The organism is Streptomyces sp. NPDC001880, assembly GCF_053594575.1.
Map to the genome: position 1 here is coordinate 1 of NZ_JBSFET010000124.1, position 12,504 is coordinate 12,504.

17 protein-coding genes and 3 pseudogenes are annotated in these 12,504 nt (G+C 68.4%); 6 read left to right on the forward strand and 14 right to left on the reverse strand.

All coding sequences use genetic code 11. The annotated features are described in order from the left end of the window. The 4 genes from ACWCQ6_RS32895 to ACWCQ6_RS32910 form a co-directional block, all read right to left on the reverse strand. Positions 1–395: Hsp70 family protein (locus tag ACWCQ6_RS32895; RefSeq protein WP_451095501.1), on the reverse strand; the 395-nt coding region annotated here is incomplete at its 3' end. Between the two features lie 110 nt (positions 396–505). Next, positions 506–931: an Hsp20/alpha crystallin family protein gene (locus tag ACWCQ6_RS32900; RefSeq protein WP_451095503.1), complete on the reverse strand. Its 426-nt coding sequence runs from the start codon at positions 929–931 to the stop codon at positions 506–508. A gap of 105 nt (positions 932–1,036) precedes the next feature. Next, positions 1,037–1,246: a hypothetical protein gene (locus tag ACWCQ6_RS32905; protein WP_376242579.1), complete on the reverse strand. Its 210-nt coding sequence runs from the start codon at positions 1,244–1,246 to the stop codon at positions 1,037–1,039. Between the two features lie 26 nt (positions 1,247–1,272). Further along, positions 1,273–1,383 carry a DUF6233 domain-containing protein gene (locus ACWCQ6_RS32910; RefSeq protein WP_451095522.1) on the reverse strand — a complete coding sequence of 37 codons (111 nt, stop codon included), beginning with the start codon at positions 1,381–1,383 and terminating at the stop codon, positions 1,273–1,275. Positions 1,384–1,392: 9 nt separating this feature from the next. Between ACWCQ6_RS32910 and ACWCQ6_RS32915 the strand changes: the two genes are divergently transcribed. Continuing rightward, on the forward strand, positions 1,393–1,635 hold the full coding sequence (locus ACWCQ6_RS32915) for a hypothetical protein (protein WP_451095506.1): 243 nt from the start codon (positions 1,393–1,395) through the stop codon (positions 1,633–1,635). 111 nt (positions 1,636–1,746) lie between these two features. On the opposite strand, the gene ligD is transcribed toward ACWCQ6_RS32915, so the two are convergent. Together ligD and ku are read right to left on the reverse strand one after the other, a co-directional pair. Beyond that, positions 1,747–2,700: a non-homologous end-joining DNA ligase gene (ligD, locus tag ACWCQ6_RS32920; protein WP_451095508.1), complete on the reverse strand. Its 954-nt coding sequence runs from the start codon at positions 2,698–2,700 to the stop codon at positions 1,747–1,749. Between the two features lie 22 nt (positions 2,701–2,722). Next, positions 2,723–3,670, reverse strand: a complete 948-nt coding sequence (ku, locus tag ACWCQ6_RS32925) for a non-homologous end joining protein Ku (RefSeq protein ID WP_451095510.1) — start codon at positions 3,668–3,670, stop codon at positions 2,723–2,725. Between the two features lie 417 nt (positions 3,671–4,087). Between ku and ACWCQ6_RS32930 the strand changes: the two are divergent. Continuing rightward, a pseudogene (locus tag ACWCQ6_RS32930) lies at positions 4,088–4,324 on the forward strand (NADP-dependent oxidoreductase); the annotation flags it as partial. 49 nt (positions 4,325–4,373) lie between these two features. Here the strand turns inward: ACWCQ6_RS32930 and ACWCQ6_RS32935 are convergent. The 4 genes and pseudogenes from ACWCQ6_RS32935 to ACWCQ6_RS32950 all read right to left on the reverse strand — a co-directional run. After that, positions 4,374–4,970, reverse strand: coding sequence for a hypothetical protein (locus ACWCQ6_RS32935; protein ID WP_451095528.1), 597 nt, complete (start codon positions 4,968–4,970; stop codon positions 4,374–4,376). A 93-nt stretch (positions 4,971–5,063) separates the two neighbouring features. Continuing rightward, positions 5,064–6,098 (reverse strand): NAD-dependent epimerase/dehydratase family protein, encoded by a 1,035-nt coding sequence (locus ACWCQ6_RS32940; RefSeq protein WP_451095512.1) that lies wholly within the window; start codon positions 6,096–6,098, stop codon positions 5,064–5,066. Between the two features lie 447 nt (positions 6,099–6,545). Continuing rightward, positions 6,546–6,749: a hypothetical protein gene (locus ACWCQ6_RS32945; protein ID WP_451095524.1), complete on the reverse strand. Its 204-nt coding sequence runs from the start codon at positions 6,747–6,749 to the stop codon at positions 6,546–6,548. A gap of 33 nt (positions 6,750–6,782) precedes the next feature. Then, positions 6,783–7,060, reverse strand: a pseudogene (locus ACWCQ6_RS32950) (Ku protein); the annotation flags it as partial. Positions 7,061–7,335: 275 nt separating this feature from the next. On the opposite strand from ACWCQ6_RS32950, the gene ACWCQ6_RS32955 reads away from it, so the two are divergent. Continuing rightward, on the forward strand, positions 7,336–7,896 hold the full coding sequence (locus ACWCQ6_RS32955; protein ID WP_451095514.1) for a hemerythrin domain-containing protein: 561 nt from the start codon (positions 7,336–7,338) through the stop codon (positions 7,894–7,896). 51 nt (positions 7,897–7,947) lie between these two features. After that, positions 7,948–8,308 (forward strand): annotated as a pseudogene (locus tag ACWCQ6_RS32960) (VOC family protein); the annotation flags it as partial. Positions 8,309–8,680: 372 nt separating this feature from the next. Here the strand turns inward: ACWCQ6_RS32960 and ACWCQ6_RS32965 are convergent. The 3 genes from ACWCQ6_RS32965 to ACWCQ6_RS32975 form a co-directional block, all read right to left on the reverse strand. Continuing rightward, positions 8,681–9,628, reverse strand: a complete 948-nt coding sequence (locus ACWCQ6_RS32965) for a Rieske 2Fe-2S domain-containing protein (protein ID WP_451095516.1) — start codon at positions 9,626–9,628, stop codon at positions 8,681–8,683. 106 nt (positions 9,629–9,734) lie between these two features. Further along, positions 9,735–10,100, reverse strand: coding sequence for a hypothetical protein (locus ACWCQ6_RS32970; protein ID WP_451095518.1), 366 nt, complete (start codon positions 10,098–10,100; stop codon positions 9,735–9,737). Positions 10,101–10,672: 572 nt separating this feature from the next. Beyond that, the gene (locus ACWCQ6_RS32975) at positions 10,673–11,005 is read right to left on the reverse strand and encodes a hypothetical protein (RefSeq protein ID WP_451095530.1); all 333 of its coding nucleotides are present in this window, start codon (positions 11,003–11,005) and stop codon (positions 10,673–10,675) included. A 69-nt stretch (positions 11,006–11,074) separates the two neighbouring features. Here ACWCQ6_RS32975 and ACWCQ6_RS32980 point away from each other — a divergent pair, with 69 nt between their 5' ends. Beyond that, positions 11,075–11,617 carry a hypothetical protein gene (locus ACWCQ6_RS32980; RefSeq protein WP_451095532.1) on the forward strand — a complete coding sequence of 181 codons (543 nt, stop codon included), beginning with the start codon at positions 11,075–11,077 and terminating at the stop codon, positions 11,615–11,617. On the opposite strand, the gene ACWCQ6_RS32985 is transcribed toward ACWCQ6_RS32980, so the two are convergent. Further along, complete coding sequence (locus ACWCQ6_RS32985) at positions 11,614–11,784, reverse strand: helix-turn-helix domain-containing protein (protein WP_451095520.1); 171 nt, start codon at positions 11,782–11,784, stop codon at positions 11,614–11,616. The two genes, ACWCQ6_RS32980 and ACWCQ6_RS32985, sit on opposite strands and share 4 nt — an antisense overlap. A gap of 460 nt (positions 11,785–12,244) precedes the next feature. Between ACWCQ6_RS32985 and ACWCQ6_RS32990 the strand changes: the two genes are divergently transcribed. Continuing rightward, positions 12,245–12,504, forward strand: a 260-nt coding sequence (locus ACWCQ6_RS32990; protein WP_451095526.1) for a transposase, incomplete at its 3' end; no start/stop codon positions are given.

Below are 12,504 nucleotides of genomic sequence, written 5' to 3' on the forward strand. Positions count from 1 at the left end.
CGCTGGCTGTCGTTGAAGTACGCCGGGACGGTGACGACCGCGTCCGTCACGTCCTCACCCAGGTACGCCTCGGCGTCCCGCTTCAGCTTCTGCAGCACCCGCGCCGAGATCTCCTGCGCCGCGTACCGCTTGCCGTCGATGTCACCGGACTCCGGGAAACGCCACCGCGTCTCGCCCATGTGCCGCTTCACCGACCGTGCGGTGCGCTCGATGTTGGTCACCGCCTGGCGCTTGGCGACCTCACCGACCAGCACCTCACCCTTCTTGGAGAAGCCGACCACCGACGGCGTGGTCCGGGCACCCTCTGCGTTGGTGATGACGGTTGGCTCGCCACCCTCGAGGACGGCGACCACGGAGTTGGTCGTACCCAGGTCGATGCCTACCGTCCGTGCCATCACTCGCTCCTTTCAATGTGTTGCACGACTGCGGGCTGCCCGACGGCAGCCCGAACAGCGATTCGAGGGGGCGGGGACTAAGTGCTGCCCGCGCCTCGGCTTCGCTGCACTCAGGCGTTGATCCCCTTCGGGGAGCAGTTTCCGGCCCTGATCTCGATCTTCCGCGGCTTGGCCCGCTCCGCGGACGGAATGGTCATTCGCAGCACGCCTGCTTCGTAGGCGGCGGTGATGCGGTCGGTCTCCAGCGTCTCGCCCAGCGACAGCTGTCGGCTGAAGGCTCCGGTCAGGCGTTCGGCGATCAGCACGTCGCTGTCGTCGCTGGACGCGCCGGTCCGGCGCTCCGCCCTCGCGGTGAGCACGTTCCGCTCGACACCCAGGTCGTTGGAGTCGGGTTCGACACCGGGCAGATCCAGCTCGACGACGAAGTCGTCGCCTTTCCGGAAGGCGTCGATCGGGATTCCCGGCCCCGCTTGGAAGCGGAACACCTGCCGCGTCAGCCGGTCCATGTCGCGGAAGGGATCGATTCGCATGGTCATACTGTTCGCTCCTTTCCTGTTAGTTCAGGGGATGACCATGCCGACACCATCTATTTAACTCTTCGCAACAAACCAACCTGATGCCGAGCGGACTGACCGTATTCGTCACGCTGCTTCGTACCTGTGCGCTCGCCCGCCGCGCCATTCGATCCAGTGCGGGTCGTCGACGATTTCCCAGGCGTCATTGAGCCCGGCACGCCTCAGAAATTCGACGAGGTCGCTGTCATTACGGGCGAGCCCGACGACCTTTCCATTGATAGCGACCCTCCGTCCGCCAGTGCGGCACAGGCCGTGAACGACTATCGGGACGCTCATCCCTCCAGGATGCGCCCGGCTGCTGCTCACAGCACTCCGAGCTCCGTGTCCGGTCGGCAGTGCGCGCACGCCCCGATCCCCTCGGCGAGAGCGGCGAGGGCCTGCTCGCGACTGATCGGCTGGTGACGTTTCCCGATGGCTTAGCAGTGTCCGTCGTGTACCTCGATGGGGCGCGCGCCGAGACCGATGCCGAGCTCCATCACCCAGTCCGGGGCGGGCGGCTGCCGCTCCTCACCCTGATGCCGCTCAGCCTCGCGGCGCTCCTCGTCGGCGATCCATCAATCGGTCTGGGCAAGCTGCTGCTCCTGCACTCTCTTAAGGAAGCGCAGCATGACGAGACGCGACAAACTAGCCTTCCCTCGGCTTCGCTCATTCCCCCGCCACACTGACCGTGGCCCCGCAGCATGCGGGGCCACCTGCTGCCACGCGGGCCTGGGAGGCATTTTCTGGACCGCGAGGACGCTGGCCGAGCCGGACATCGAGCCGAGACAGCGGCTGGGTCAGGTGATGCCGTCCGGTGCGAGGTCGGGCCGCAGTCGGTGCCAGGAGGGATGCCGCAGTAGCCCCGCCCGGGTCCTGGTCGTGTAGCGGACCTCGCCGACCAGGCGTGGCAGTACCCACCGCGCGCCGGCCACGCCCGGTGTCGTCTCGAAGGGGCACTCGTCGATCGCGGCGACGCGGAGCAGTTCGGCGAGCGTGGTGCGTTCGGTGTCGCTCCATCCAGTGCCGACGCTGCCCACATACCGAAGACGGCCTGCATGTGCCTCTCCCACCAGCAGGGCGCCGGGCAGACCGGTGAGACGGCCGCGGCCGGGAACCCACCCGCCCACGATCACATCGACGGTCCGGATGTGCCGGATCTTGATCCACGAGCGGGACCGGACCCCTGGCTCGTAAACCGATGCCAGGCGTTTCGCGATCAAACCTTCCAGCCCTGCAGTCCTGGTCATCTCCAGTGCCTGCTCGCCGTGTTCGACGACTGCTGCGGGCGTTGACCAGCGCTTCCCGTCCAGTCCGAGCTCCTCCAGGAGGGAGCGGCGTTCGGTGTACGGCAGGCCGGTCAGGCTGTCGCCGTCCAGGTGCACGGCATCGAACAGAATGAGGTGGGCGGGCACGACCTCGGCCATCCGGGCGGCCTTCGCCGCCGAGGCCAGGCCCATGCGGGACTGCAGCCGCTCGAAGTCACTGCGTCCTTCGTCGTCGAGTGCGACGATCTCGCCGTCCAGGACCGCAGGCCGGCCGAGCGCGGCCCCGAGCCCTGCGAGCTCCGGGTAGGCGGCGCTGATGTCCGCCCCGGACCGGGACTGCAGGACCGTGGTCCCGTCGCCCGGGAGGTAGACCATGGCCCGCTGCCCGTCCTGCTTCACCTCGAACGCCCACCGGCCCTCTACGGCCGCGGGCGGCAGGCTGCCCGGTGTCGCGAGCATAGGAGTGATCCGCGGCAAACCCACCATGACCATCCCGCTGGGTGCCTGCTCAGGACGCGCTGCGCTTCCTCCCGGCCGTGGTCTTCTTCGCCGTGCGCTTCTTCCCGGCCGTGGTCTTCTTCGCGGTGGTCTTCCCGACCGGGGAGGCCTTCTTGGCCGTGGTCTTCCTGCGCGGCTGCATCGTGTGCAAGGTGGCGTCCTGGTCACCGTGCTCACCGCGGCTCTCTCTGGCCGCCTTGACGGAGGCGTTCAGGGCCGCCATCAGGTCGACGACCTTCCCGATCTCCCGCTCCTCGCCCTTGGCCGGCTCCGGGAGCTTCGTGCCCTCCGACTTCGCCTCGATCAGCTCCTCCAGGGCGTCGCGGTACTCGTCCCGGAAGCCGGTGATGTCGTCGAGGGCCATGGTGTCTGTGAGCTGGACGGCCCGCTCGATCTCCACGTCGTCCAGGTCGACGTCCTTCGGCTTGAGGGACTCGGGGCTGCGGATCTCGTCGGGCCACCGCATCGCGTGCAGCACGATCGCGCCCTCGCGCACCCGGAGCAGCCCGAGCCTTTCGCGGTTGTGCCACGCGAATTTGGCGACGGCGACCTTGTCGGAGCGCTCCAGTGCCTTGCGGAGCAAGGTGTACGGCTTGGCCGCGACCTGTCCGTCGATCGCAAGGAAGTAAGAGTCGCTGATCCGGATCGGGTCGATGCTGTCGGCGTCGACAAACGCAACGATCTCGATCGCTTTCGCGGTCGGCAGCGGCATCTCGTCGAGTTCCTCATCGGTGACCGGAACGACCTCGTCCCGGGTGAGCTCGTAGCCCTTGCCGATCTCCTCCGGTGGCACGACCTCGTCCTCGATCGAGCAGACCTTACGGGTACGGACCCGGCCCATGTCCTCCAGGTGGACCTGGTGGAAATGAACCGAGCGGTCCTCGGTCGCGCTGACGACCTTGATCGGGATCGTGACGAGGCCAAAGCTGATGGCTCCGGTCCACAAGGGCCGCGGCATGCGTACCTCCAGGCCCCCCTGGCGGGTAGTGGGAAGGGAAGCGGACCAGCGCGCCGCGAAGTAAGGGGCGCTGACCCCGCGCGGAGGGGCACGGCCGGGCCGCCTCCCGTAGCCCGATCCTTGTGCGGGGCGGGCGTGATCGCATCACGAAGACGCCGACCGGGGTCTTGGTCGGGTCTGGCCGCCGACCGCGGCCGACAGGCGCTCCGGGCGGGGCTCCCGCCCGTTTGGCGGTGATCTCTCCCCGATAGTTGATGGACGATCGAGCTCGACCTGCAGGTCTGACCCCGGAGAGAGCGCCGCGGATCCCCGCCCGACCACCATCGGCCGCTTTCGCGCATGCGCTCCCACGGCCACCCGAGTAGGTTCGGGACGGGAATGTGGATGAACAGGGGGTTATCCCTCATGACGTCCACGATGCATGCCGTACGAGCCCATGAGCGGGGCGGCCCCGAACGATTCGTGTACGAATCGGCCCCGCGCCCCGAACCTGCAGCCGGTGAGGCGCTCGTCGCCGTGTGCGCCGCGTCGATCACCGTCGGTGAACTCGACTGGGGCGCGACCTGGACTGATCGGCTCGACGGGACGGGGCACGACCGTACGCCCACCGTCCCCTCGCACGAGTTCTCGGGCATCGTGGCCGCGCTCGGCAGCGAAGCGACCGATCTGGGGGTCGGCGACGAGGTCTACGGGCTGATCCCGTTCACGTGCGACGGTGCCGGCCGCCGAGTACGTCACCGTTCCCGCGGACATGCTCGCCAAGCCGAACACCCTGGACCACGACAGGGCCGCGACCGTCCCGCTTGCCGCGCTCACCGTCTGGCAGGCGCTCGTCGACCATGCCGCGCTGCAGCCCAGGCAGCACGTGCTGATCCACGGTGGCGCAGGAGGCGTCGGCACCCGCAGCCAGCTCCGTCTCGATCTTCGCCACCCCGAAGCGCTCGCCGGATTGGACCAGCTCGACCCGCAGATGCGCCGAGCACCTGGCCGCGCTGCCGGGCATCACGGTTTTGGACCTGGACCTGGCACCGCGCTGGCTCTCGGCGGCCCACAGCAGTTCGTCGCGCAGCTCACCCCCGATCGCCCGGACGGGGCGATCACCGCGACTACTGCCCTGAAACGATGGGAGGGCGAGGCGGCTCGGGTCCTGGACCTCGACACCGGAGCAGCGGCCTCTGGCGGCGGCTGGCCACGTGTCGGTGGCGGCCCTCACACCCACATTGGTCCTGGCCCGCAGGTTCCCGGAGCGGCGCTGCACTCGCCCTTCGGGGTGGCCCTGGATCGGATTTTCGCTGGTCAACCAGCATGCCGTAGGTCATTTACGGACAGCGCTTAGGCTGAAGGCGGTTAAGTGGGGTCAGCCGGGAGCCCACTGCTGCACTGCGCCTCCCGGTCACCAGCACTGTTTGCCTGCGAGCGGTGCCGTCTCCAGGCCCGTGCCGCGTACCCCCCTCAGGAACGACGACAGCGCTTCCTGCGCCGTTCTGGTCGGCTGCCACCCCAGCACATCGTGCGCCCGGCCGCAGTCGAGGACCGGCAGTCGCAACACTGCGTCGAAGAGGTGCGGCGAAGCGGGGACCGCGCGGGCGTGCCACGCAGCAGTCAGAGCGCTCCGCATCAGTGTCGCTGGAACACGCACCACCTTGGCGTCAAGGAGGTCGCCGAGTTGTTGCGCGTCGATCACCGGCTCCGCCGCCAGGTTGAACGCACCCCGAACGTCAGTGGCCACGGCTGCCCGGTAGGCCTGCGCCGCGTCATCGGTATGGAGGATCTGGAAGCGCAGCCCTTCCAGATCAGGAATGAAAGGGAGGAGGTCGGGGCGCAGCAGGGCACCGGGGACATAGCGGCCTGCGAATATTCGACGTTGTTCGCTGGCGGCCTGTTGCTTGAACAGGAAACCGGGCCGCATCCTGACCACCCGGATCCCCGGGTGTCGCAGCTCGAACGTGTCCAGCACACGTTCCAGGTAGGACTTTTCCCGGCAGTAGGCGGCATCCGGCCACCCGTGCGTGGGCCACCTCTCGTTCACCCCCGGTGCGTCCTTTGGGCCGGGGGAGTAGGCGCCCACTGAGGAGGCGTGTACAAGTACCGGCACGCTTGCCCTCGCTGTGGCTTCGAAGACCCGGATCGACCCCAGAACATTGCTCTGCCAGGTGACTGCAGGGTCATGAGTGGGCTGGAATCGCCAGGCCAGGTGAACGACGGCGTCCGCGCCGGCCAGGTGCTTGTCCAGGGTGCCGGGGCTGTCGTGCCGGGAGAGGTCCACCGTGCCCCATGCCACTCCTGGGATCGACAACTGCGGCAGTCGGCGAGCGAGGCCCAGAACGGACGCCACGTCCGGGTCCTCCGACAGGGCCTTGACCACACTGCTCCCCACATTGCCCGTGGCTCCTGTCACCACAACCCGCAAGCTCTCATGTGTGCTCATCGTCATTCCTTTCCCTTCCCCAAGGGGCCCAAAGGGCTCAGCGACATTGCGGGCGCTGGGCGCGAGGGGGCGGCGTTGCGCACAGTGGGCGCCGCGGCGCCCACAACGGCTTACAGCGTTTTTTGGTCATTTCGCCCTCCTTGCCCAGGAACAGTGCGTATGCCATGCCGTGGGGCCGCTCGACAGCGGACAGCGGGAGATGGAAGGGGGACGAAGTTGACCACGGGGGTCTCTATGCGTGTCACGCTCGCTCCCGACAGGTGAGTGCACCCATTGGGGTCGATCCTCCTCGCAGGCTTCGACGCGGTCGAGTGCCGTCCGGCTCTACCCACCTGCTTCGCCGGTACGAGCCGACTCATCCAGCGAACCAGTGACCGAGCCATCTCGCCTCTCGTGGCCCGGATGCCCATGGGGCGATGGCGACCACGTGTGAGAGGCGACGCGCGTTCAGACGCACTTACCGTCGGGGGTGCGTAGGCCGAGGATGGCCATGTCGTGGTGGCCGTCGCTGGCGTCGTGGTCGGCCAGGGTGTTGACGAAGTCCTGCAGAGGCAGGCCGATGTAGGCGGTGGCGAGTTCGGCGAGCTGGGCCAGGCCGTGGTCGACGGTGTGGGCGGGGTGTTCGATCACTTTGTCGGTGTAGAAGACCACGGTCGCTCCTGGCGGCAGGGGGGTGGGTGTGGTCGGGGCGGTGCTGTCGACGTCGACGAACGCCACGATCTCGACCGCTTTCGCGGTGGTCAGCAGCATCTCATCGAGCTCTTCATTGGTGACCGGGACATGCTGATCGGTGGCACGACCTCGTTCTCGAGCTCGCACACCTTGCGGGCGCGGACCCTGCCCATGTCCTCCAGGGGGACCTGGTGGAAATGAACCGAGCGGTCTTCGGTCGCGCTGGCGACCGAGATCGGGATGCTGACCAGACCAAAGCTGACTGCTCCGGCCCACCAGGGCCGCGCCATGCGTACCTTCAGGCCTCCTGTTGGGCATGGGGTGGGACCGGTGCGCCGGGAACGGAGGCTGTCCCGGTTGAAACCGCGACACGGTCGGGCCGCTGCCGGTAGTCCCAGCCATGCGGGTTACGGGACAGCGGTGATCGCATCATGGAGACATGGGCCAAGGAGGTGAGTACGGCGTGATTCCCGCGCGCGTGGCGTGGGTTTTGCATCCAGGGTGTGTTGTCTGTGTGCTTGCGCCCTCCTCCCGATGGGGGACGATCCCGAGGAGAGGTGCCGCGATGGAACCCGGTGGCGATGTGATTACGGAGCTGGCGGCCGACCATCGTGAGCTGGAGGCGTTGTTTTCGCAGATCGAGTTGCAGCCGGTCGACCACCCCCGGCGGCGTGAACTCGCGGACCGGCTGACCGCGGAACTGGTACGGCACACGGTCGCCGAGGAACTGCACCTCTACCCCGTGGTCCGAGCGCACGTGCCGCACGGTGCGGCACTGGCCGACAAGGAACTCGCCGATCACGCCAGGGCCGAGCAGATGCTCAAGGACCTCGAAGGCCTGAACGTCGAGGACCCTCTGTTCAACGACACGCTCGCGAAGCTGAAGTTCGAGTTCGCCTCGCACGTGCGCGAGGAAGAGCACGAACTGTTCCCGAAACTCACAGCCACCCTCCCGCCCGAGAAGCTGGACGAGCTCGGCCGGCTGGTGCGCCGGGCCAGGGAGACGGCTCCCACCCGTCTCCACCCCTTGCTCCCGCATACCCCGACTGTCAACAGGCTCCTCGTGCCCGGAGCCGGGCTGGTGGACCGCGTACGCGACCTGCTCCGTACAACCATCAGCAGTTGAACCCCGGTCCGGGCACGTCCGGCCGTCCACCATGCACCGCAGGAGCAACGAATGACGCCCCTCGAAGGAACCATGCCAGTGGCCGGCGCGCCCTGCTGGGTGAGCCTGTTGGCACGGGACCTGCGCGTGGCGCAGTCCTTCTACGGCGATCTCATGGGCTGGACGTTCAGGCCCAGCACGCTCGGCGGCGATTTCTCGGTGGCTCTGGCACACGGTGAACCGGTCGCCGGAATCGGATGCTGCCAAGGCGGTGGCCATCTGGGTCCCGTACTTCGCCGTCAGGGGCGCGGACGAGACCGCGGGACGGATCAGCGAGCGTGGCGCCACGCTTGCCGTCGGCCCTCTTCCCTTGGGTGAGGGCCGGGCCGGGATCGCCGCCGACCGGGACGGCGCCGTGTTCGGATTCTGGGAGCGCCCTGCGTACTCGGCCGTCACCTGTGCGCGGTCGATTCCCGCGGCGGAGATCGCGTGCCGGGTGTACCGCAGCCAACACACGACCTCGGTGGCGACCAGGTCGTTGACGACGGCAATCACCTTCTCGGCGTCCAGGCCGTACGCGATGGTCACCGCGCCTTCGGCCATCTTCTGCCGGGCCTCGTTCGGGATCCGGCTCACGTTGAACACGAAGTCGTCGCCTGCCACGGTGTGTTCCCAACGGTCAGCGAAGGATGGGCCGGTCACGCCTTCCCGAGCGCCAGACAGGTCATGCCGGATTGCTACGGATACCACCGGTTCGCACCGGAACCGCCACGGCGGCGACGGGCCGTCGGGCCGGCGCGGGCGCTCAGCCGACGCCGGGCAGGCGCGCCTGAAAATTACCCTCGCCGTCTGTGCGGGTGTCGAAGGTCGGCTGCGGGGCGGTGGCCGGGCCGCCCACGTTCCAGCCGTCCGAGAGACGGAAGACGCTGCCGTGCCAGGGGCACGTCACGCAGCCGTCGGCGACCTCGCCTTCCGCGAGAGAGCCGGAGAAGTGGCTGCACCGGTCGGCCAGGACGTGGAAGACGTCGTCGGATTCCCTCACCACCAGTACCGGCACCTCGCCTACCATCCGGCGCACCCCCGTACCGGTGGCGAACTCCTCGGGACGCCCGAGCGTGTGCCAGCCGGGCTCCACCAGGTGGGGGACGGCCTCCGTCTTGTTCGCGCCGGCGGCCTGCCGGTAGGCGAGGTGGCCGCCGAGCGCGGCACCCGTGCCGACTGCGGTCAGTCCGGCGAAGCCCAGCGCGCGTCCCAGCCCGCCCCGGTCGCGCGATCGGGCGGTCCAAGACGCGCCGTACAGGCCCACCGCGGCGGCGATCGAGGCGGCGTGCAGCAGACCGGTGCGCATCTGCTGCTCGTGCTGCTCGGCCCAGTCGACCCAGCCCGTCCACACCGCCGGAGCGGCGCTGACGACGCCGACCGCGACGAGCAGGCGCGCGGCGCGCTCCGAGCCGGGCACGAGGTCGAGAACGCCCGCGGAGATCCACGCGCCGATCGGGATCTGGACCAGGGCCGGATGCAGCGGGTGGCCCAGGGGACGACCGTGCAGCACTCCGCGCAGCCGTCCCAACGGCAGGCCCTGGACGGCGCGCTTCAGCGGCTCGATGACCGCGTCGAGCTCCTCGGCACCACTCACGGCGTCGAGTACCTTCAGCGTCCTGATACCAATGCCGTCGTTGCCGTCGTTGCCGTCGTTGCCGTCGTTGCCGTCCGAGCGCGCGGCGGCGGTGATACGGGCGATGAGGGTTCCCATGGGGATCACACTGCTCTCTTTCCTGTATCAGCGCGGTCCGGGCTGGGCCGCACGGTGTACGCGCCGCCGACAGCTGCATCTGCCGCGGTGGCGGGCCGCGCGGAACTCAGCCCGGCAGTGCGCCGAGGTCGCGGAGAAAGTCGCCGAATCCACCGTGTGTACGGCGATTGCATCGTGGCCCAGCGAGGTCGGCGGCCACGGCTGCTGCGGCACCGTCCAGCAGCGCGTCGACCGCGGCCAGCCGGGCGTCGACGGCGGCACCGAGATGCGCTAGCGCGTGCGGACCCAGACCCCACTTCCGCGAGGCGGACAGAAACGTACGGGCGACCGCGCGGGCACCGCCGTTCCAGCACGCGGCAACGCCGATCCCACCGTGCTGGAACCCGGGCCGCTCCACGTAGGCGCCCGGCTCACCGACCGGGCTCGCCCAGGCACCGTCGAGGTTCACGTCCAGGGTGTCGCTGGCCGCCATTCCCAGCCCGGGCCAACTGCCGGGCAGCGGTTCGACACCGGGCTATGCAACCTCAACGGCGAACAGTCGCCGCAGCTCACCTTCGCGGGCCGTCACGAGGGCGTGCTTACACACCCGGGCGCCCGCGCAGAACGGCTTCACCCCGAACAGGCGCCAGCCGCCCGGCACCCGGCGCTCCTCCAGCGCGTGGCTGGCCGGCTCCGCCGACACCCCCAACGGACCTGGCCGTCGTCAGGTCGCCCGCGCCCGCGGCGCCGAGTTCGGCGAGGATCGCGACGGCGTCGGTGTGCCCTTCGGCGAGCCGGGCCAGGGACAGGTCCCGCTGCGCCCAGCGCGTCAGTGATTCCCAACCGGGCATGGGTCCGGCCGCTGCCGGGCATGGTCAGATTCAGGTCGCCGCAGGCCGCCATTCGTATGAAAGCCTCGGCGATCCACCGGCGGTGAGACTCGACATCGGCGCCGGCGTTCGGGGGCTCGCGCGCCATGCCGTTCACCGGGTGCCTCCCACTCGCCGCGGAGCAGCAGCCGCTCAGGCCACGGCGGCAGAACGGACTGTCGCCGCGGGTACCCGCTCAAAGCCTGCCGGTTTCTTCGCACGTTGCGGGCTGCCGACCTTTGAGAACCTCGGCGCTAGCCGCCTGGTGCCAGCGGTTCAATGTGTGTGTCTGCTCGGCGGCCCGCTGGATGAGCCGGTCGAGGTCTTCCGGATCCAGGCGCGGCTCGTTGTCGGTGATGGCGCGCAGTGCCTGCCACAGCGCGGTCTTGCCTTCGACCCCCATGCGCATGCCCTCCAGTTCGATCAGATCGCTCAGCGGGGAGCGGCGCGTCAGCGTCCCGTTGAGCTTGAGGCGTGCGATCCGTTCACCCGCGAAGCCGAGCCAGGTGCGGTAGTGGCGTACGGGCACGGCGTGCGCACGACCATGAGGCCGGCCCTCACCGTGCCCCTCCCACCGCTGAGCCGCCTGGAACGCTCCATGACCACGGCAGGCGGCCAGCTCCGGCTGGTCCTGCGTGATCTGCTCATGGGTTCCGGCGACGCCGATGAAGCGACCTGGAAGTCTGCGACCGCACGACTCCTCGAACTCGTTCCCGACCTTGGACAAGTGCCTCTGCGAGACGCTGCCGCACTGACGGAGAGCCTGAAGTTCGTCCCACAACCGGAGAGCACTGTCGTCGCCATCGCAGCCGACCACGACGATCAGGACCTGCCACCACAAGTGCCCTCCGTCGCCGGGTCCATCCAAGGCGCCAAGGGGGAGACCCACGCAGCAACATTGCTCCTTGAATGCCTGGACAGAAGAGGCAGCAAGCACGACATCCAGGAGACGCTCAAGATCCTGACCGGAGGCGACATCCAGCGCGCACAGGTGACCGTGCAGCGCGCTGCACAACTCATCTTCGTCGGGGCCACTCGCCCCACGCACCTGCTCGTGCTCGCCACCCATCGGCAACACGCTGCGCCCTACACGGAGAAACTTGTCGCCCGAGGCTGGAGCATCCACGAGACCAGCGATTAGTGGATCTTCTGCTGCTCCAGCCATTTGAAGACCTCGGCCCTCTTGTACAGGACCTTGGCGTTCTTGCCTCGGCCGAGCTTGTACCCCTTCAAGCCCAGTTTCGATGCCTCCCTGTAGACCCAGCTCGTCGACATGCTGAGCATCACGGCGACCTCGGAAGTTTCCATGAGGACGGTTTCGACGGGTTGATGCCGTCGCGGTCGGGTGGTGTCGGAAGGCTGCGGTTCCATGGGTGAGACGGCTCCTTCGAGGCTGGGCTGAGCGCGATTGCAGTGCTGAGTTGCTCTTCGCTCCGGCAGGTTTGAGGTCCTTAGCGGCCGCCCTGCGTCATTGGCAAGAGTCACCGGGCGGGCTAAGGCCATGGTCATGAGAAGCGTCGGTTTCGCTGGCCCGGGAATTGCTGCTAGGTTGCCGCGCCATTTCGAGGTTCTGGCGGTGACGAGCTCTCGTACTCACGCGGATCGGGCACCGCCGTACCGCGAGAGTGACGGTGGTCACGAGGGCTCTTGCGGGCGTACTGCCTAGTACTGCAACCGCATCTGGGGTGACCATCAAGACTGGCTGTCGTTGGTATGACTGTGTACTCATGAGTTGACGGTCGAGCAGGTCGCGTCGTGGTCGGAGGGGATAGCCGGGCTGCTTGCCCGGTTCGCCCACCGTTTTGGCAGGTCCGAGCCACGCGAGCGGGCGGTGGACTACCTTCAGGGGCTGATCGCGCCGCTGGAGAAGAAGAACGGATGGACCCTGGCCGAGCAGGTCGGCCAGCTCCGCCCGGACGGTATCCAGCGTCTGCTCAACCTCTCCGACTGGGACGAGCACGCGGTCCGTGACGACATCCGGGACTTCGTCATGGAGACCATCGGCAGCCCGGACGGAGTCCTGATCTG